The sequence below is a fragment of the Pseudoalteromonas sp. T1lg65 genome, assembly GCF_051930985.1.
Lineage (GTDB): Bacteria > Pseudomonadota > Gammaproteobacteria > Enterobacterales > Alteromonadaceae > Pseudoalteromonas.
The window spans coordinates 451,015-468,812 of the sequence record NZ_CP196837.1 but is presented as its reverse complement, the minus strand read 5'-3'; the positions used below and the strand labels follow the sequence as shown (position 1 = coordinate 468,812).

Annotated in this window: 20 protein-coding genes; 9 read left to right on the top strand and 11 right to left on the bottom strand. The window is 41.8% G+C overall.

Going from position 1 to position 17,798, the window contains the following annotated elements; translation table 11 throughout:
- Nucleotides 1-81: 81 nt before the first annotated feature.
- Genes ACSLBF_RS02145 through ACSLBF_RS02135 form a run of 3 tightly spaced genes read right to left on the bottom strand, consistent with a single transcriptional unit; the run spans nucleotide 82 to nucleotide 2,377 of the window.
- Complete coding sequence (locus ACSLBF_RS02145) at nucleotides 82-906, bottom strand: sulfurtransferase (protein WP_440054980.1); 825 nt, start codon at nucleotides 904-906, stop codon at nucleotides 82-84.
- Nucleotides 907-908: 2 nt separating this feature from the next.
- Nucleotides 909-1,313: an adenylyltransferase/cytidyltransferase family protein gene (locus ACSLBF_RS02140; protein WP_440054979.1), complete on the bottom strand. Its 405-nt coding sequence runs from the start codon at nucleotides 1,311-1,313 to the stop codon at nucleotides 909-911.
- Nucleotides 1,310-2,377: a CDP-glycerol glycerophosphotransferase family protein gene (locus ACSLBF_RS02135; RefSeq protein ID WP_440054978.1), complete on the bottom strand. Its 1,068-nt coding sequence runs from the start codon at nucleotides 2,375-2,377 to the stop codon at nucleotides 1,310-1,312. The genes ACSLBF_RS02140 and ACSLBF_RS02135 overlap by 4 nt, the downstream gene beginning before the upstream one ends.
- Nucleotides 2,378-2,774: 397 nt before the next feature.
- On the opposite strand from ACSLBF_RS02135, the gene ACSLBF_RS02130 reads away from it, so the two are divergent.
- The 3 genes from ACSLBF_RS02130 to ACSLBF_RS02120 all read left to right on the top strand — a co-directional run bounded on the left by ACSLBF_RS02130 (nucleotide 2,775) and on the right by ACSLBF_RS02120 (nucleotide 5,379).
- Nucleotides 2,775-3,581 (top strand): FkbM family methyltransferase, encoded by an 807-nt coding sequence (locus ACSLBF_RS02130; RefSeq protein ID WP_440054977.1) that lies wholly within the window; start codon nucleotides 2,775-2,777, stop codon nucleotides 3,579-3,581.
- A 127-nt stretch (nucleotides 3,582-3,708) separates the two neighbouring features.
- On the top strand, nucleotides 3,709-4,701 hold the full coding sequence (locus tag ACSLBF_RS02125; protein WP_440054976.1) for a glycosyltransferase family 9 protein: 993 nt from the start codon (nucleotides 3,709-3,711) through the stop codon (nucleotides 4,699-4,701).
- Nucleotides 4,702-4,773: 72 nt separating this feature from the next.
- Nucleotides 4,774-5,379, top strand: coding sequence for a hypothetical protein (locus ACSLBF_RS02120; protein WP_440054975.1), 606 nt, complete (start codon nucleotides 4,774-4,776; stop codon nucleotides 5,377-5,379).
- 5 nt (nucleotides 5,380-5,384) lie between these two features.
- On the opposite strand, the gene ACSLBF_RS02115 is transcribed toward ACSLBF_RS02120, so the two are convergent.
- The 5 genes from ACSLBF_RS02115 to ACSLBF_RS02095 all read right to left on the bottom strand — a co-directional run bounded on the left by ACSLBF_RS02115 (nucleotide 5,385) and on the right by ACSLBF_RS02095 (nucleotide 10,831).
- Nucleotides 5,385-5,804 (bottom strand): group I truncated hemoglobin, encoded by a 420-nt coding sequence (locus tag ACSLBF_RS02115; RefSeq protein ID WP_440054974.1) that lies wholly within the window; start codon nucleotides 5,802-5,804, stop codon nucleotides 5,385-5,387.
- Nucleotides 5,804-6,616 (bottom strand): DUF3034 family protein, encoded by an 813-nt coding sequence (locus tag ACSLBF_RS02110; RefSeq protein ID WP_440056184.1) that lies wholly within the window; start codon nucleotides 6,614-6,616, stop codon nucleotides 5,804-5,806. The genes ACSLBF_RS02115 and ACSLBF_RS02110 overlap by 1 nt, the downstream gene beginning before the upstream one ends.
- Nucleotides 6,617-6,623: 7 nt before the next feature.
- The gene (locus tag ACSLBF_RS02105) at nucleotides 6,624-8,960 is read right to left on the bottom strand and encodes an EAL domain-containing protein (RefSeq protein WP_440054973.1); all 2,337 of its coding nucleotides are present in this window, start codon (nucleotides 8,958-8,960) and stop codon (nucleotides 6,624-6,626) included.
- Nucleotides 8,957-9,592, bottom strand: a complete 636-nt coding sequence (locus ACSLBF_RS02100; RefSeq protein ID WP_440054972.1) for a methylamine utilization protein — start codon at nucleotides 9,590-9,592, stop codon at nucleotides 8,957-8,959. The genes ACSLBF_RS02105 and ACSLBF_RS02100 overlap by 4 nt, the downstream gene beginning before the upstream one ends.
- A 138-nt stretch (nucleotides 9,593-9,730) precedes the next feature.
- Nucleotides 9,731-10,831 carry a phosphoribosylaminoimidazolesuccinocarboxamide synthase gene (locus tag ACSLBF_RS02095; RefSeq protein ID WP_440054971.1) on the bottom strand — a complete coding sequence of 367 codons (1,101 nt, stop codon included), beginning with the start codon at nucleotides 10,829-10,831 and terminating at the stop codon, nucleotides 9,731-9,733.
- A 200-nt stretch (nucleotides 10,832-11,031) separates the two neighbouring features.
- On the opposite strand from ACSLBF_RS02095, the gene ACSLBF_RS02090 reads away from it, so the two are divergent.
- The 3 genes from ACSLBF_RS02090 to ACSLBF_RS02080 are packed head-to-tail and all read left to right on the top strand — an operon-like array spanning nucleotide 11,032 to nucleotide 13,588.
- Nucleotides 11,032-11,724, top strand: a complete 693-nt coding sequence (locus tag ACSLBF_RS02090; protein WP_440056183.1) for an ABC transporter ATP-binding protein — start codon at nucleotides 11,032-11,034, stop codon at nucleotides 11,722-11,724.
- On the top strand, nucleotides 11,718-13,070 hold the full coding sequence (locus ACSLBF_RS02085; protein ID WP_440054970.1) for an ABC transporter permease: 1,353 nt from the start codon (nucleotides 11,718-11,720) through the stop codon (nucleotides 13,068-13,070). Before ACSLBF_RS02090 ends, ACSLBF_RS02085 begins: the two co-directional genes overlap by 7 nt.
- 11 nt (nucleotides 13,071-13,081) lie before the next feature.
- On the top strand, nucleotides 13,082-13,588 hold the full coding sequence (locus ACSLBF_RS02080) for a DUF3299 domain-containing protein (RefSeq protein ID WP_440054969.1): 507 nt from the start codon (nucleotides 13,082-13,084) through the stop codon (nucleotides 13,586-13,588).
- A 96-nt stretch (nucleotides 13,589-13,684) separates the two neighbouring features.
- Here ACSLBF_RS02080 and ACSLBF_RS02075 read toward each other — a convergent pair whose 3' ends face one another.
- Nucleotides 13,685-13,918, bottom strand: a complete 234-nt coding sequence (locus ACSLBF_RS02075; protein WP_440054968.1) for a hypothetical protein — start codon at nucleotides 13,916-13,918, stop codon at nucleotides 13,685-13,687.
- A 284-nt stretch (nucleotides 13,919-14,202) separates the two neighbouring features.
- On the opposite strand from ACSLBF_RS02075, the gene ACSLBF_RS02070 reads away from it, so the two are divergent.
- A complete protein-coding gene (locus tag ACSLBF_RS02070; protein ID WP_440054967.1) occupies nucleotides 14,203-14,490 on the top strand; it encodes a helix-turn-helix transcriptional regulator in 288 nt (95 codons plus the stop codon).
- 155 nt (nucleotides 14,491-14,645) lie between these two features.
- Here ACSLBF_RS02070 and mutM read toward each other — a convergent pair whose 3' ends face one another.
- Nucleotides 14,646-15,455, bottom strand: coding sequence for a bifunctional DNA-formamidopyrimidine glycosylase/DNA-(apurinic or apyrimidinic site) lyase (gene mutM / locus ACSLBF_RS02065; protein WP_440054966.1), 810 nt, complete (start codon nucleotides 15,453-15,455; stop codon nucleotides 14,646-14,648).
- Between the two features lie 9 nt (nucleotides 15,456-15,464).
- Nucleotides 15,465-15,968 carry a hypothetical protein gene (locus ACSLBF_RS02060; RefSeq protein WP_440054965.1) on the bottom strand — a complete coding sequence of 168 codons (504 nt, stop codon included), beginning with the start codon at nucleotides 15,966-15,968 and terminating at the stop codon, nucleotides 15,465-15,467.
- 148 nt (nucleotides 15,969-16,116) lie between these two features.
- Here ACSLBF_RS02060 and ACSLBF_RS02055 point away from each other — a divergent pair, with 148 nt between their 5' ends.
- The gene (locus tag ACSLBF_RS02055) at nucleotides 16,117-17,040 is read left to right on the top strand and encodes a manganese-dependent inorganic pyrophosphatase (RefSeq protein ID WP_440054964.1); all 924 of its coding nucleotides are present in this window, start codon (nucleotides 16,117-16,119) and stop codon (nucleotides 17,038-17,040) included.
- A 39-nt stretch (nucleotides 17,041-17,079) separates the two neighbouring features.
- Nucleotides 17,080-17,775 carry a helix-turn-helix domain-containing protein gene (locus ACSLBF_RS02050; protein ID WP_440054963.1) on the top strand — a complete coding sequence of 232 codons (696 nt, stop codon included), beginning with the start codon at nucleotides 17,080-17,082 and terminating at the stop codon, nucleotides 17,773-17,775.
- Nucleotides 17,776-17,798 lie beyond the last annotated feature (23 nt).

The following is a 17,798-nucleotide window of genomic DNA, read 5'->3' as shown; positions in this document are numbered from 1 at the left end:
TTAATAATACCAATTCACTTAATGAAGTGATCTTTTTTAATAATTACTATAAAAGGTGCCAGTTGGCACCTTTTTTCATGTCTATTGTTCTATCGGTAAGGAGCTATCTGCCCCCCACTCACTCCAAGAACCATCATAAACCGTCAGGTTTTTATAACCTAATTCGTCAGCAACTAACGCCAAAATACAAGCTGTGACGCCAGAGCCACAGGAAAACTGCAGTTGCATCTTTTGGTTTGCGCCGACCTGTTCAAACAAGACGGCTAACTCATGCAGTGGTTTAAAACAGCCGGTGACCTCCAACAAAGTGGTATAAGGAAGAGATTTAGCCTTAGGCACATGGCCGCTTCTCATATCAGCTCGCGGTTCTTTTTCTACACCAGAAAAGCGTTTCGCCCCCCGGGCATCAAGTAATAGCGTTTGTAAGTCGTCGATACTACTCAACACCTGCTCTTTGCCGATAAAATAGCGTTCGTCATATTCTGCATCAAAATCACCAACACCGTGTGCAGTTTGATACTGTTGTACTACTTCTCCTTGACTGGCTTGCCAAGCAGGTAATCCACCATCAAGCACAAACACTTGTTGATGCCCCATAGATTTCAGCATCCACCATGCTCTGGCCGCGCTAAACATCCCCTTATCGTCATAAACAACCAGCGTATCGGTATTGTTAATTCCTAACTGTCGCATTTCTGCCTGAAACTGCATTGCCGAACACATGGTGTTGGGTAAACCAGAATGAGGATCGGCCAGCGCATGATTAATATCAAAACGCAACGCGTTTTTGATAATAGCTTCGGCCTTATATTCTCCCTGCTCGGATGGTTTTAAAATTCCAGCATCGAGCACCTTTACCTTATCAATATTTGCCTTTAACCAAGCTACGCTGACCACATTTTTCATTGCTAATCCTTATCTGATGGCTGCCGGACGACCTCAATAATTTCTGTAGTGGAAATGGAGGGAGTACGAGTTAAATACGCTACTTCACACAGTGATTTGTACTGGTCGAATTTACCTTCCCAATCATCCCCCATCACTAATATATCAGCATCAAAATCTTTGATGTATTGTTCTTTTAATTCTAGTGACTCTTCAATAAAAACTTCATCCACAAACTTTAGCGCGCTGATAATTCGCATTCTTTCTTGAATCGAATAAACCGGCATTCTGCCTTTTTTTGAAAAGTTTAAAATATCGGAGGAGATCCCCACAACCAAATAATCACCCAGCGCTTTTGCTCTCTCTAATATGTTGACATGGCCAACATGGAAGATATCAAAGGTGCCGAATGTAATGACTTTTTTCAAACGCTTTCTCTCATATAATTCACGATACGTTGACTCGCTTTTCCATCGAGAGCCCCCGTCAGTTTTTCTATGTGCTCAGCTCTCCTTTCTACTTCACTGGAAGATTCTGCTAGTGCTTGTGCTAACAATTCAGGCAATTGTTCCGCACTGTTTGCTCGGTAGCATAGATCATTAAAATACTTGATATCTTCATCCACTCTACGCTTAAAGCGGAAAGAGAATATGCCGCGATAACTCCACCGTAATTTATAAAAATCGCACCAGATAACGGGCTTATTAAGCGCCAAGAATTCAAAAATTGCGGAAGAGGCGTCAGATAACATGACATCTGAGATGGCTAAAAATGGAGTTAAGTTAAATTCAGCTTTGGTCGTAAGATACACATTATCAAAGTCAGCAAAGTGGGCTAACTTACGACGCTGTTTAGCATATTTGGCTTTTTCCATCGAAAACTGGTGCGGCTTGATGATGATATTGTATTGCGAAAGCCGTTGTGGCAGGTCATCTGGCAACATTTCAATTGAACTAGGATAAAAGGTCGGCGCATACAAGATGGTCTTTTTACTCGTATCTAAGCCCAATGAAGCAACCGATAAACCCACATCTTCACCATTTAACACCGGGTCGAGTTTGGCAAATCCTGAATCATAGAACTCACCATTAGGAAACATCTGCTGCAATTTATTTAAACGATGTTGTCCTTCAACAAATCGCACCGTTGTCGGTGTTCTAGACACATCATAATAACAACTTTTTGGTCCAATCCCATGCTGCATTAGCGCCAGTTTATGAGTTTTTAATAGCGATTCTGATTGAGGATATGCATTGCCAAAAACAATCCAATCATATTGACTCTTTGAGTAGTACTCATAGGCAGCTTGCGGATCATCAACCCAATGACAACTTAGCTGCTGCTCACTGACAACTTTACTCAATAATGCTTTAGTTTCTTTATTCTCGTAGCAAAGTAACGCAACCTCTATCCCCTGTTTGCGACACTGGGCTATCACAGGTAAATACTGCGGCAAATAATAAAGATGAAGTACATCAAAACACACATTCATATATTGAGCTCGGTTAATTAGATAACAGCAACCCCGCTAGGCCAATACTCCACATATCACCAAAGATACTAATGGCGAGTCGGTTTCTTCAGCCACAAAAAAATGACCAACTTTTGACATCAAGGTTAAATTTTTATGATTATGTCATGATGACTATCGAGTGTTCAATTAGTCCAGCCCAACAATTGCAAGTTTCAACCCACAAATTAACAACATAATTATCACTGCTCAGTGATTCAGATCTGGAATATGGTCACTAGGTACACATTGTTTGACGGTATTCAATTACATAAGCGACTACGAATTTATACAATTAACCCGTACCAATTGGAGAGACTTTAATATAGTATAAGTTTGCCACTTCTCTATTTAAAAATCATTGCAAAGGATGCAAAGAATGATAAACAAACAGCAGCTTACCCCTGTAAAAAGCACCAACCTAATTCGCTTAGGAAACCAGTTCGATGGCGGTTATGTTGTACCAGAATTACAGGTCAAATCAGCCAATTTGTTACTTTCTCTTGGTATCAATGATGATTGGCGTTTTGATAAAATGTTCCAATCTCTAAACCCTGAATGCAAAATAATTGGTGTTGATTATACTGTCACTCCAAGCTTCATCTTCAAAAAGACACTACAAAATACCTTTAAATCACTAATAAATACACTTATCAACAATAAGATAAAAAAACAGAAGTACACAACTCGACTCAAAAACTGTGTGCAGTTTTACGCATTTTTCAGAGGCAAAAACCAGTTTTTTACCAAGAAAATAAGTGACCGTAATGCTGGTCAAGAAATCACTCTACACCAACTAATCAAAAATACAGCCCATGAAAATGACAAGATTTTCCTAAAAATGGACATCGAAGGGGCAGAATACTTAGTAATTGATGATCTTTGTAAACATGCGGATAAAATACAGACCATAGCAGCCGAGTTTCACCACTTAGATACACAAACTGAGAACTTCAATGCCGCAATAGAAAAGTTAAAAGCGCATTTCCAAATCGTTCATATACACGGTAACAATTATGGAAAACTGTGCCCTAGAAACAATTTTCCAGAAACGATAGAGCTAACCTTAGTAAACAAGTCACAACTCAGTGAAGCACTCCCTTCTAGTATGCAGTATCCGATCGAGGGCTTAGATTATCCAAACAACCCGCTAAAACCAGATTACTCCCTTAATTTTGTAAATTAGCGCTGGTGAATTAATATGACTTAAGACTGCAACTGCCCTTGCAATTGTGGGGGCGAAAAACATAAAACTGTCATTCATATTTGTAACAATGAAGTGTAAAGTGTTAAAAAAAAACAATCTTTGAGTCATGAATACCAACCCAATACTAGTCGTGCTTCCCAAGTTTTTGGGTGATGCTATCAATGCTTTACCTGCAATTAAGATGTTAAAGCAGCTCTATCCAGATGAAAAAATATACTTATTTGCTACACCTGCGGTAGCAAAGCTGCTTGAGAGAGAGCAAACTGAGCAGTTGCTTATTCTCATCGCTGCTAGAAGTAATAATAAGCTACAACAAACATATCAACGAATAAAACAAATCAAACCGCTGGGTATCAAAGTGGCGATACTGCTTAGAGGCTCATTGAGTGAAGCGCTTGTGTGTAAACTTGCTAATATTCCAACACGCATAGGTTACCCACAAAATGGTAGAAAACCATTACTGACGCATGCGCCGAAACTTAACAAGAACCATCACTATATTCATCGTTACTGCAGATTAGTTAGTTTGCTAGCCGCAGACCGCTTCAGCGAATATGAGTTACCGACTCTAAGCAGTTGTAAATCTGCACTACTATCGCTACCTAGCTCACTACCAATCATTGGCGTTTATTTTGGAGGTTTAAACAAAGAGCATCGCCATTACCCACTGCCACTAGCTTCAGAAACGCTCAATTTACTGATGTCAAAAACACCTTGTCAATTAGTGCTATTGGGAGATAAAAGTGAGCAGCAAGAAAATAATGCGCTAAAACAATCAGCTAATGTCTCTACTGAAAACCTTGTAGATTTAACTGGACGCACTAGCATTCCTGAATTAATCGATGTGATTGCCAGCTGTGACGTACTAATTAGTATTGACTCTGGCCCCATGCATATTGCCGCAGCAGTAAACACACCGTGTGTTGCGGTCGTCGGGCTGGGCACCTCCCCTTGGTCCTTAGTCGCACCAAAGCAAAGCTGGGTGTACCCTTTGACAGCTGCAGCAAGCACTCAATTAAATGACGATAAAATAATCGAGGCCATTGCTCCACAAAGCATTGTCGAAACAACATTCAAAGCAATTGGAGATAATACGTGACGCTCTACGGTCTCATCAGCAACTCATGATGTAGAGTAGCCACATATTAAATAGTCAAAAGGAAAGACGACCTTGAATACTGGACGCATATTAATACTCGGCAACATGCCGATAGCAAGAAACCTCAGCGACCAAATAGATGGCTTCGATAGAGTGGTTCGATTTAATTTTTGTCAGGGACTGCCAGCTCATCTAGGACAAAAATGTACCGATCTTTGGCTTAGTAGCAGAGGGAAACAAGCATTAAAGTTAGCGAATCAGTTTCCCAACATAAAGGTATTGGAACAGCTAAACGTGATGTTCACCGACCCAAAACCATCCCCATTCTCTCAGTGGGCTTTACGCTTAATACGGCGTAGAAGCGGTGTCGATTATGCGCAAATGATTGCAGCTAATTTACCCTCGAGTGCCAATATTAACAGGATATGTAGCACACAACATGCTTCATTTATGAAGCACCTGCTCACATTTTCAGAACCCGGTGGAAATTACTATGGCCCTAGTTCTGGGACACTAGCTATCCATCATTTTTTGCAGCATTACCAAAATGTTACTATTGCCGGGTTTGGCTTTGAAGGATGGAAGCGACATCCATGGCAGCAAGAAAAAAATTATGTTTTACAGTTAATCAGTCAACACCGGATCAGGTTATTAGCAAGTGATGTGAATTCAATATAACTGCGTTAAATCTTGATAATTTCGCCACGCATGGGAGCTAAACGAGCAAGGATTTTGTTTTGTACGGGGTGCTCAATATCCGCCTCATTCATTGCCTTAATTAAAAGATCGACAACATGATTAAAGTCATGTTCGTTAATATTCATCCCTGTGTGGATCTGAACCATATTATCGCCTTGATACTCGCAAGGCCCATCAAGTACATCACACATGTGACTGATAAACCCATTGCGAAAGTGCGTTATATTAGTGTGTTTAAAGTAATGAAACACCTTATCATCGTTACCAATTTGATTGATGAACGCATCGACCAGCCTCTCCAATCCCGCTTGCTCGCCAATTTGTTGATACAGTGTTTGATCTTTGGATGGAAGTGCACAGCCAGTTATCAGCAAAGTCATAAAACCTAGCAAATATAAACGCATTAAAAGTTCCCCATAATGGATAAGTACCACCCCATTTGATCTGGTTTACCAGCAATACTACCTAAATCCAGTCTGGCCAATGTGACATTCACTGATTTATTTGGGAACCACGCCACAAAAGCATCTTGCCAATCAGATTCACCCAGCCCCAAATTATTCGATTTTTCTCGATATTCAACACCAATAGCCCAGTGCCTAGACAAAAATACCGCCGTACTTACTTCAACATGCCAAGCAGAATCATAATGTTGACCACCGTAACCAAGTAACCCAAGTTGATTTGCTTTTGAGTGTCTTGCCGTTACATTCCAAAACCAGTTATACCCAGCAATAGCGCCCAAGTGTAATTTACTGGCGGCAAGATAATAATCCCAACCTCGGTCTTTTTCTGCGCCTAGCAAGGCAGCGACGGTATCGTCATCTAGACGTTTATGCTGTACACCCAAGCTAATTTGCGGCCAAGCACTATACACAATATCTCCATATAAGCGTACTTTTGCACCCAGTACCTCTTGCTTTATATCAATGTTTAGCGCTTCCACATCAAACGTTTGCTGCGCATAGCTCAGTTCGAGTCTATTAAATATATTTCCCTGAACACCACATACATCGAGTTGATAATCACTGACGTTGGCACGACTACAAAACCCAGATAGTGACCATTCATCTTCACTTGCATAGCCTGCAAGTTGCGCCCACGGGACTATGCCGCCGCCACCACTGCCTTCAACTTGAGCTACGCCGGGTGTTGCCAGCAACTTTCCTTCAGCCGCAATCACTTGGTAATGGGAGCTGAAACCTAACACCAACATAATAAAACTAACTAACTGTCTCATGATACTCCCTATACCAATTGTCAAAATCTGCCGCTTTTAACGGCTTACTTAAGTAGTATCCTTGAGCATAGTCACATTGCATTTTTTCAAGCAGCTGTAGCGAAGCAAGATCTTCTACTCCCTCTGCGACCACATTGAAACCAAGTTGATGTCCCAGTGTTATAGTAGAATTAACGATATGCTGGTCTTTTTCCGACTGCGAAAGCTTCATGATAAACACCTTATCCAATTTCAACTCATCAATAGGGAGCGTTTTTAGTCGACCCAACGAGGTTTGCCCTACACCATAGTCATCAAGTGAAATTTGTGCACCAAGTGCCTTTATAGCTAGTAATGAAGCGATTCCCTTTTCTTCATTTTCAATCATATCTCTTTCTGTTAATTCGATAGTGATCAGTTGCGGCGTGACGTTATGGTCACTCAAAACTTGTTTTAAGTGCGGTAAAAATGCGTCATCAGCAATGTCTTGCGCTGACACGTTGATCGCGGCCTTTATCGCACTGCCTTGTTGTTGCCATAGAGCCACTTGCTTAACAACCGTGTTGACCACCCATTGAGTTAACTCGACAATCAACCCTGATTGCTCTGCCAAATCAATGAAAAGCTCTGGTGATACCCATTCGCCATTAAGCCTGCACCAACGGATCAGAGCCTCTGCTTTGTCTATCTTACCGGTTTTCATATTTAGTTTGGGTTGATAGGTCATAAACAGCTGACCATCATCTTTTTGCAATGCGACGCGTAGCTCATCAATAATTTGTAGCCGCTCTAAGTGCGCTTCATCTTCTCCTGATTGGTAATAATGGATTTCATGATGACCTTGTGCAGCTGCATCCACTGCGATCAATGCCCGACGGATTAAATCTTCTGGAGTATGCGCTTGGGTAGGATAATGCACAACGCCAATACTAAAACGTAGATTAATATCCAACCCTTGAACCAAATAAGAACGACTCAATTGCTGATGAAGCTGATTAACACAGCTAGACATTTCTTGATTATCTGACGGCTGATCGGGTTCATTACTCCGATACACGACTAAAAATTCATCGCCTCCGACTCTTGCAAACAAGGTATTGTTGTCACGACCTATCGTTTGTAACCGCTCAGCCACAGCTTTAATACAGTTATCTCCAATACGTGGGCCTAACTTATCATTTATATGCCTCAATCCTTTTATATCTAGCGCTATCAAGAAATGTGGTCGTCCACTACTGAGCGTTTTATGTAGCTCTTCTAGTGCCGCGTTGCGATTATAAAACCCAGTGAGATGATCGTGCCTGGCCTGAAAGCGGATCTGTTTCTCACGTGCCTGAATGTCTTCACCCATTTCAGAAAACGCATCAACCAATGCACAGACTTCTGCAGAGGCACTTGGATGCGTCAACTTGGCGCTGTAATCACCTTTTGCAAACCGTTTAGCAAGTAAAGTTAATTGATACAAAGGCCTAGATAGGTTGCGAGCTAAAACCCCACTGGTCAACATACCCAGCATCACCGTCAACACCGACAGCAACAAAATGGTCAGTACCATACGGTCAAACTCGTCATACTGCTTGGATAGATCGGCACTGAGGACCAGAGTAATGGGCGTTGATGGTAGTGAAGGTAAAGAAACTTGAGTACTTTGATACAGCGGATAGTCATTAAACCAGCGGTGGATTTTTTGCTCTTGAATGTACGTAGAAAGATCTCTGCCAGCCGGCAGATTTTCAAGCGTGGTGGTTTTTAGTTTGTGTTGCTGACCGATAAAACTCACTTCCATGCCCGTTAAGCTTTTTAGCTGAACAGCTACGGCTTTGTTCACTTCAAAACCAATAATGGTAAACGCAATAGTTCGGGGGGCTCGAACGGGTAAAATCATAACCTGGAACAAGGTTTGATCTAATACCACAAAGGTTGAGTGATCTTCGTGTTGTAACAGCTCTCGCATCCAATTACGCATATCAGAAGCCAGTTTAATATTTTCATCATTACTTGAGATCAACTGCCCTTTGGTATCGAGTAATAACATCAGATCAGCATCAATTCTTCTGGCATGATTGAACAATACGCTGCTAATTGTTGGTGCGTCTCGGGTTGCTACAGCTTGCTTAAAGCCAAAGTCTGAGGTCAAAACGGTCGCAGCAGTCACCAACAAACTTTCTCTGGAAGCAAGGTATTGCTGGTAAACATTTTTTGCTACTTCAATATTCTGCTGAACTTGGATCTCATTAAAACGACTCGTTGACCACCAAAAACTGGCTAAACTAAGCGTGGCGGTAAGTAAAATTAGTCCGACACATAAACCGATAATACGGTTTTTCAAGCTTCCTTTCATCGTGTTTCTCCAAAACGTTCACCAAAGGTATTTCTTGGTGCCGGTTTGGCAATTTCAACCGTAATACGTTGCTGCTTAGCTGACTGGTCAATTGCAATTGCTTTGCGTTTGGTTATTTCTGAGGTTTGATTTGGATGCCAAATCGTCGCTTTACGGTGATTATCTGGAATTTCTGCTCTGCCATTTTTATCTGTGATATAAAAATAGCTGCTGTCTGCAACATAAATGTAGCCAACCATGGAGTCATGAATGTTACAACCGAGAACAACAATACCTGAGTTTTCGAAGGTGATGGGAGCTTTTGGCATGCCAGCATACAATTTCAGTTCAAACGGTTTGGCCTGTGAAAACGAATAAACGTGATGTCGAATATCATCACTATTTGGGAAACTCACTTGTTGACCACGGTGAATGGCTAAAACATGGGGAACAAATTGTTTGTTCATTTGATCCATGATAGCGGGGCTTGGCTGTACTTGAATAGCTCCTGTTAATTCAATAACCGCATGTTGTAATGGCGCACCATCGCTATCAAGTACTTGAATTGTGCGCGCATCAGCGCTGCTAAGCGATAAAACAATACCAAGAAAAACCAGTAGAAAATAACTTTTTGCTTGAGCAAAGTATGTCATTACAGACTCAGATTATTGCTGTTAATACCCCTAAGTAAAATGGACCTAGAGGTGATTTGCAAGTGATTAGGTTGAAAAGCCCTAATAATGAAAGTATTAGGGCTTTTAATTGGAGATTGAGTCTATGTTGTGCTCTGATTACGCAATAAGGCCGTAGTTTTTATCCAATATTTCAATAACCTCAGCTCGAGGATCTGCTGGGATAACTAGCGCTTTACCGACAATCTTGCTGGCAATTCCTACGTAAGTTTCAGACACTGACATCATTACCGACTCCGGTAATTTGTATTCATTAGCTAAAGCTTCTCGTTCAGGCATGCGGTCTTTGTTAAGCAACACGTCGCTATCTGGCACATTATTTATGAGCAGTTGGCGAAAGCCTTCTTTTGAGTTTTCGATGATTTTACCATCACGATAGGCAGGACCATCCCAAATACGAGAAGAATCAGGCGTACCCACTTCGTCAATATAAATTAATCGCTCAGTGCCGTCTTTGTCTTCTACATAACCAAACTCAAACTTAGTATCTACAAAGATTTGGTCCAGTTTAGCTAATTCTGCGCTGATCAGGCTGAAACCTTCTGTCAGTAGTTGCTCGTATTTAGCAACATCTGCTTCGCTTTTGAAGTTAAAGGCGTCTAAGTTATCTGTGATGTTTTTACGCGTAATGTTCACGTCATCAACCGCTGGCACATCGTCAAGGCCAGTAATGATACCTTTAGTTGAGGGCGTGATTAATACTTCATCCAACTTTTGATTTGCTTGCAGCCCTTCCGGTAATGCCAAGCCACAAAATTCGCGCACGCCTTTGGCATAATCACGCCACATGCTGCCAGTAATATATTGACGCGCAATTGCTTCAACACGAACGGTGCTGGCTTTGCGCACGATCCAAACATAAGGATGTGGAATATCAACAATGTGATTGCCAGCAAGACCGGCTTCGTCGAATAACTTAAACCAATGTGCTGCAACACTATTAAGCGCAATACCCTTACCTGGCACACCATTTAAACCATTTTCACCTTGCCAGATACAATCAAAAGCTGAAATACGGTCTGAAATCACCATAATTGCCAACTCAGTACCAGCTGGTACATCGTAGCCTTTTTCCTCGATTAACCGAGCACTGTCTGCATCCGTTAACCAGTATACTGAACGTACTTTACCACTGTGAACCGCACCTTTGGTGCGAATTGGTAGGTCGTCATTGACGTCTAAAACTTTGTAGCTACTCATTGTTACTCCGATGACAGGGGGTGCCTTGCTAAAGGGCACAAAGTAATGAGGGGGTTAGGAGCGCTATGATAGTCGAGCTGGGGAAAAATCACAATTTATCCAATTAACTTGTTTTACTGAAAACTCGGCGATTGCTGGTTTTTCAACAGCGCTAATTGCGTTACCATCATTTGCATCGTCATCGAGAAACCGATATCAACATGCTATTGATTGAAAACCTTAGCTTTTCTTGGCCAGATGCCAATATGCCCACGTTGTCACTTGCAGCACTTGAGATTGCTAAAGGTGAACATGTATTTTTGCACGGCCCGAGCGGTAGCGGAAAGTCTACTTTATTAGGCTTGATTGCAGGTACTTTGCAAGCACAATCCGGCATAATCCAAATTGCTGGTACTTGCGTTTCATCGTTGTCAGCAAGTCAGCGCGACAAGTTTAGAGCCGATCATATCGGAACCATTTTTCAAAATTTCAATTTGCTTCCTTATTTGTCGCCGATTGAAAATGTCACATTAGGGTGTGAATTTTCACTCAAGCGCAGCCAAACTGTCTTGCAGCAAGCTGGTTCGTTAGCAGCCGAAGCCGAGCGATTACTTTCTGAACTAGGATTAGATACCGCAGCACAGCATCGCAGTGCAGCAGAGCTCAGCATTGGACAACAACAGCGCGTTGCAGCCGCCCGTGCTTTTATTGGTCAACCCGAGCTCATTATTGCTGACGAACCCACCTCAGCACTAGATGCTGATAGTCGTAATGGCTTCATTAAATTGCTATTTGAGCAAGCCAACGCCTACCAAGCCAGCGTGTTATTTGTGAGTCACGACCAAAGCCTTGCTAGCTTATTCGATAAAAAAATAAGTCTGAACGAAATAAACCGGGAGGCGAGCTCATGCTAATCAAGCTTGCTTTAAAAAGCGTAATGAATCGCAAAACCAGTGTGATGTTAACGCTACTAACTATCGCCATTAGCGTCATGTTACTACTGAGCATTGAAAAAGTAAGGCACGATGCAAAATCTAGTTTTAGTAATACTATTTCTGGCACAGATTTAATTGTTGGTGCACGTACTGGTGATATCCAGCTTTTATTATCCAGCGTTTTTCGTATTGGTCATGCCAATAACTCAGTCAGTTGGCAAAGTTATGAGTATATAAAGAAACAAAGAGGCGTAGCTTGGAGCATTCCCATCAGTCTTGGCGACAGCCATAAGGGCTATGCGGTACTTGGCACGGATGACAATTATTTTAAACACTATCGGTTTGCCAAAAAACAGCATCTACAATTCGCTGAAGGACGCGCTTTTCATAATGCACAAGAAGTTGTGCTTGGTGCACAAGTGGCTAACAAGCTACATTACCAACTCGGGCAAAAAATTGTGATTTCTCATGGCATGGGTAATACCAGTTTTCACCATCATGATGATAATCCTCTTGTTATTTCTGGGATCTTAGCGCCAACAGGCACACCCGTTGATAAAACCCTTCATGTGCCATTAGCTGCAATTGAAACAATGCACTCCAGTGGTCATTCGGCACCGCGTCAAATTGTTAATAAACCGACAGCTCCAAATCATGACCACGACCACGACCACGACCACGACCACGACCACGACCACGACCACGACCACGAAAAGCAAAACGACATTTCCAGCAATTTGCAATCTAAGCCGGGGGATTTAATCGGCACGACCAGTAAACTCACTGCATTTATGCTCGGTTTTGACTCTCCTCTTTATACCTTGCAGGTGCGTCGCAATATTAATCAGTATAAGGAAGAGCCGCTACTTGCCATTATGCCCACCGTCACCCTGCGTGAGTTATGGGAGATGCTCGATATCATCGAACGTATTCTGCTGTTATTTTCTGTTATTGTGGTGTTAATTAGTTTACTTGGCATGCTCACCTCACTACTTGCAACATTGAGTCAACGCCGCAGAGAGCTGGCTATTTTACGCTCGGTTGGCGCCAGACCGCGGCATATCTTTTCATTGTTAATCACTGAAGCTGTGCTGATCACAGCCTTGGGCTGCTTAGCCGGCGTGTTACTGTTTTATGTAATACAATCGATTACCCAAGCATGGTTACAAAGTCACTTTGGCATCGTGATAGACATCGTTTTATTGTCTGGCTATGAACTCTCGTTGCTTGGCGTTATTATAGTGGCTGGTACGTTTATTGGTGCAATTCCAGCTGCTCGCGCCTATTTTTATTCACTCGCCGATGGCATGCAAATTAAAACTTAAGAGGTAACCGAATGCAGTCTCATATAGTCACTTATGGCAAAACTTTGCTCGCGACATTATTCTTGTGGCTTACAATCAGCCAAGTGCAAGCCGCTGCGCCTAAAGACATCTTTTGGGAAGATTTAATTCCCAAAGGACATGTACAAATAAGCAATCAAGATGCGGCTAGTCACGACGGTAGTGAACAAAATTGGGTACAACCAGATTTAGATGCGCCAGTGGTTAAAGCACTAGATGGAAAGCTAGTGAGCTTACCTGGCTTCGTTGTCCCATTAGAAGGCGACAGTGAAGTTATCACTGAATTCTTGTTAGTGCCTTATTTTGGCGCCTGCATTCATGTACCGCCGCCGCCGCCAAACCAAATTGTCCACGTAAAAATCAAAAATGGCGTGCCAATAGAAAGTCTTTATGATGCCATTACAGTCACTGGTGTAATAAATGTAGCGACTTGGAAAGGTGAGATTGCGCAAACAGGTTATATGATGCAAGCCAATGGGGTTGCGCCATTTGAACTATAAAACAAGATAAAAAAACAGGAAAAGGAGTACCGAGCAAGTGGTACTCCCTGATTTGCGGAATAAGCCTCGCGACTTATGGTTGGAATAAAATCTAATCTAATCTAGGCTTGGAGCGCTTGCATAAACCAAGTCGACTAGGTTTTTCATTGAGCGTGACTTTTGCATATACGTTTTTTCCATGTGAGCTAATTCTTGTAACTCAAACAACGTATTTTCCACCAATGAAAACCAATGCGATGTCGCAGAGAGTGATCCTTGCCCTTCTAAATTCGCTTTTTTTAATGCTTCATAAAGAATATTTAGGTCGTTATATTGACGTAGATAATCCATATTGCCCTCAACTATTCAAACCTTAAACTTATTTCACACTAAAGTAACAAATACTTTGCTATAAAATCTTTGCGAAGATAAAAAAATGTAAAAAAAGCTCTTTTCTTATATATAACAGTACATTACAAGCTCAACATTTGTACTCATAATAAATACAAAAAACGCCCTTGCGAATTTATTAAACTTCGTTACAATTCTGCATTAACATTTTAAACACATATAGATAACCTTATTCATTTAACCATCAAAACAACTTAGATAACCAAACTAAAAGGATTGAGTTGGTGAGCAAGCCCAATTTTAAATGCACCGGTAATGACATCAGAAGAATGCGCCTTGCTGCAAAAAAAACCACGCAAGAAATGGCCGACTTAGTTGGTATCAGCCGCCAAACCTATGAAAATTACGAAAATGACATTGGTCGTTTTTCACATGAGTACTTTCAGGTGTGGTGCATGCACTGTGGCATTGATCTCAGCCCTATCATTGAACAGTTTATGGTGTTAAGACAACTTATAGACGACTCACAATTGCGACGGAAAAGCCCCAGCAAAACGAAAAAAGTAAGGTAAAAGAGCAGCTTTGAAAGTCAGCGCTTAGTTTCATTATTTTTAATATGGATAGTTTCAGAAAAATAACATGGCTCGTGTCTACCTTACTTATACCGATGAACCACCTTGCAATGCAGTGGCATGCTGAGCCAAGTGATAAATAGCACGTTAATAATTTATCGCTGGCACTGAGGACAATACACGGTGCTGCGCTGACCTAAACGGATCTCTTTTAATGGGCTTTGACACTCAACGCAAAGCTCACCTTTACGTCCGTATACGAGTAACTGCTGAGCAAAATAACCCGGTTTACCATCTGTTTGCGCAAAATCTTTTAAAGTGGTACCACCTTGTACAATTGCCGCAGCTAGAGTGTCTTTGATAATCGGCGTTAACGACTGGTAACGCTTAAGTGATACTTTTCCAGCTTCTCTTTTGGGATGAATACCGGCCTTAAATAAGGATTCATTGGCGTAAATATTACCGACCCCCACCACAATATGGTTATCCATAATAAACTGCTTTATCGGGACTTTTTTGCCTCGACTTAGTTCAAATAAGTGCTCTGCAGTAAATGCATCGGTCAAAGGCTCTGGACCTAATTTAGCGAATAAGGTATGAGATTCACCGGGCTGCTGCCATAAAAATGCACCAAAACGGCGAGGATCATTGAGCCTTAACACTTTACCAGTGGCAAATTGTATTTCTACATGGTCGTGTTTTTTAAGTTCGGTACTTGCCTCGACTACGCGCAAATTGCCTGACATGCCTAAATGTAAGATTGCGGTTCCTACTGTGGTCTCAATCAATAAATATTTTGCACGGCGCTTTACTGCGTCCACTTGTTGACCAGTCAATTGCTGTACTTCGCTCGGTACAGGCCAACGTAACTGAGCATTATGAACGCGTACTTCCGTCACCGTTTGGTTTAAAATGTGTGGTTCAATGCCTAATCGGCTAACTTCTACTTCTGGTAATTCAGGCATACAGATCTTCTAACTTTGGTTACTGGTTTGGTCGGCTAATATCGGATTAAACAACTGTTGAGCATGCATTTTTGGCAAATTAAACCAACGCTGTGTCTGCTTGTCGTACAACCAAAATTGCTGCTGTTGCTGATAAAGTTGATAACTCAGCGGCAATTCTTGTGTGGCAAGCCAAAACTGCGCCACACTCAATGCCTCTGTGTCTAGCGTTGGCTTTGCGACCACTTCTAATTGCAGCCGCTGCCATTGAGACACCAAACTGCGCAGCTGCTGTTCAGAAAAATCGGCCGTGTTATGTGGCTTTTCTATACGCCAACTGGTACCAATTCGTTCAATTTTATATCCAGGAAAAGCGAGCGTTAGTATAAAACTCTGCTCAGGTAACACAGCTTGTATCCCTAGCTCTGGTTCACTCGGGTTTAACTTATGATGCAATCCATTAAGGAAAAATATCATTAATAACATGGAGATAATTACCACATTATTCCACCCTTTACGGCTCAAATTTATCATTATTTTCCCCCTGCATGTTGCGCTTCAGTGTAATAAAAAACCGCGTTAATAAAAAGGCTCTAACACTTAGGTCGAAAAGCCGCTGTTATCTATTTCAAAGCGGCCGATATTTGTTAAAATATCGGCAAATTTTTAAGGAGTTCCGTCAATGGCAATGTATGTAGTGGGTCACAAAATCCCAGATTCAGATTCAATCTGTGGTGCAATCGCACTGGCTTATTTAAAAAACCAAATTGGTGAAGAAGCGATTCCAACGCGCTTGGGCGACGTATCACCAGAAACTCAATTTATTCTTGACCGTTTTGGCTTTGAAGCACCTGAACTGAAAATGAGCTACGCGGGTGAAGATGTATACATTGTTGATCACACAGAGAAAACTCAAGCACCAGACGACATTGACCAAGCGACGGTTGTCGGTGTTGTTGATCATCACAAACTCGGTGACTTAACGACTTCCACACCACTTGAGTGCTGGATCCGCCCGGTTGGATGTAGTAACACGATCATCAAGATGATGTACGACTTCTACAACGTAGAAATTCCAAAAAATATCGCTGGTATCATGATGTGCGCAATTCTAAGCGACACGGTTATCTTCAAATCACCCACTTGCACCACTGCCGATATCAAGTGTGTTGAAGCACTAGCTGAAATTGCAGGCGTTACAGAGCCTAAAGAACTTGGCATGGAAATGTTTAAAGTTAAATCAGCAGTAGAAGGCACCCCTGTACGCGATCTTGTAATGCGTGATTTTAAAGACTTCAACATGAACGGCCAGCTTGTTGGTATTGGTCAGTTGGAAGTCGTCGATCTAGCTGTTTTTGATAAAATCAAAGATGATCTACATGCTGACATCGCTAAGTTAAAAGAAGAAGGTAACCGCCACAGTGTCATGCTGCTACTGACTGATATCATGAAAGAAGGTTCACAAATGCTGATCGCTTCTGACGATGAAGCATTGATTGCTAAAGCATACAATGCACAAGCTGAAAACAGCCAATTCTGGTTGGATGGCGTACTAAGTCGTAAAAAGCAAGTTGTACCGCCGCTACAAGATGCATTTGCTGGCTAACTCTTGAGATACCGAGCAGTTAGCTGCTCGGTAATACTTATGCTATACATCATTCCCGGACTATTTGCTTGTTATGTACAAAACCTGAGTGCTTTGCCTCACCAACATCATCTACTCCAAGCAAACTTAACCCATGCACCTTGCACAACGATTATCGATAACAAACAATACCTTGGCTCTTGCTTGATCAACTCTAATATCAAACATCAGTTAGACATGCAGGCAGGTTGGATTGTATTGATAGAACCTTCCAGCCAACTTGGCGAATCTCTACAAACTAAGCTCGGCTCAAGCCCTGTACACCCGCTGCAACTGACATCTGAGTTAGGTGTTAATGCCACTATCACAGAACTGCAAGCGCAATTTGACGCTCAACAGACCATTACACATCAAATCGACGCTCGAATAAACACCGTTGTCAAACAGCTGGATACCTGTTTGGATGGCAATACTTGTCTAAAACCTGCGCGATTTAGTGCTAAGCAAGTTGCAGAATCCTTACACCTTTCCGAAAGCCGCTTTTTACACTTATTTAAAGCACAAATGCACATCGCATGGAGACCTTATGTGTTATGGCGTAGATTGATTTGCGCCGTGAAAATGTTGCAACAGGGACATAACTTAACCCATGCAGCCATCGCTGCTGGATTTGCAGATAGCGCCCATTTAAGCCGCACCTTTAAACGTCAATTTGGGCTGACTCCTACGGATTCAATAAAGTCTCAAGTTAGCTAGTTTATTCAAGTATTTATTTCCTT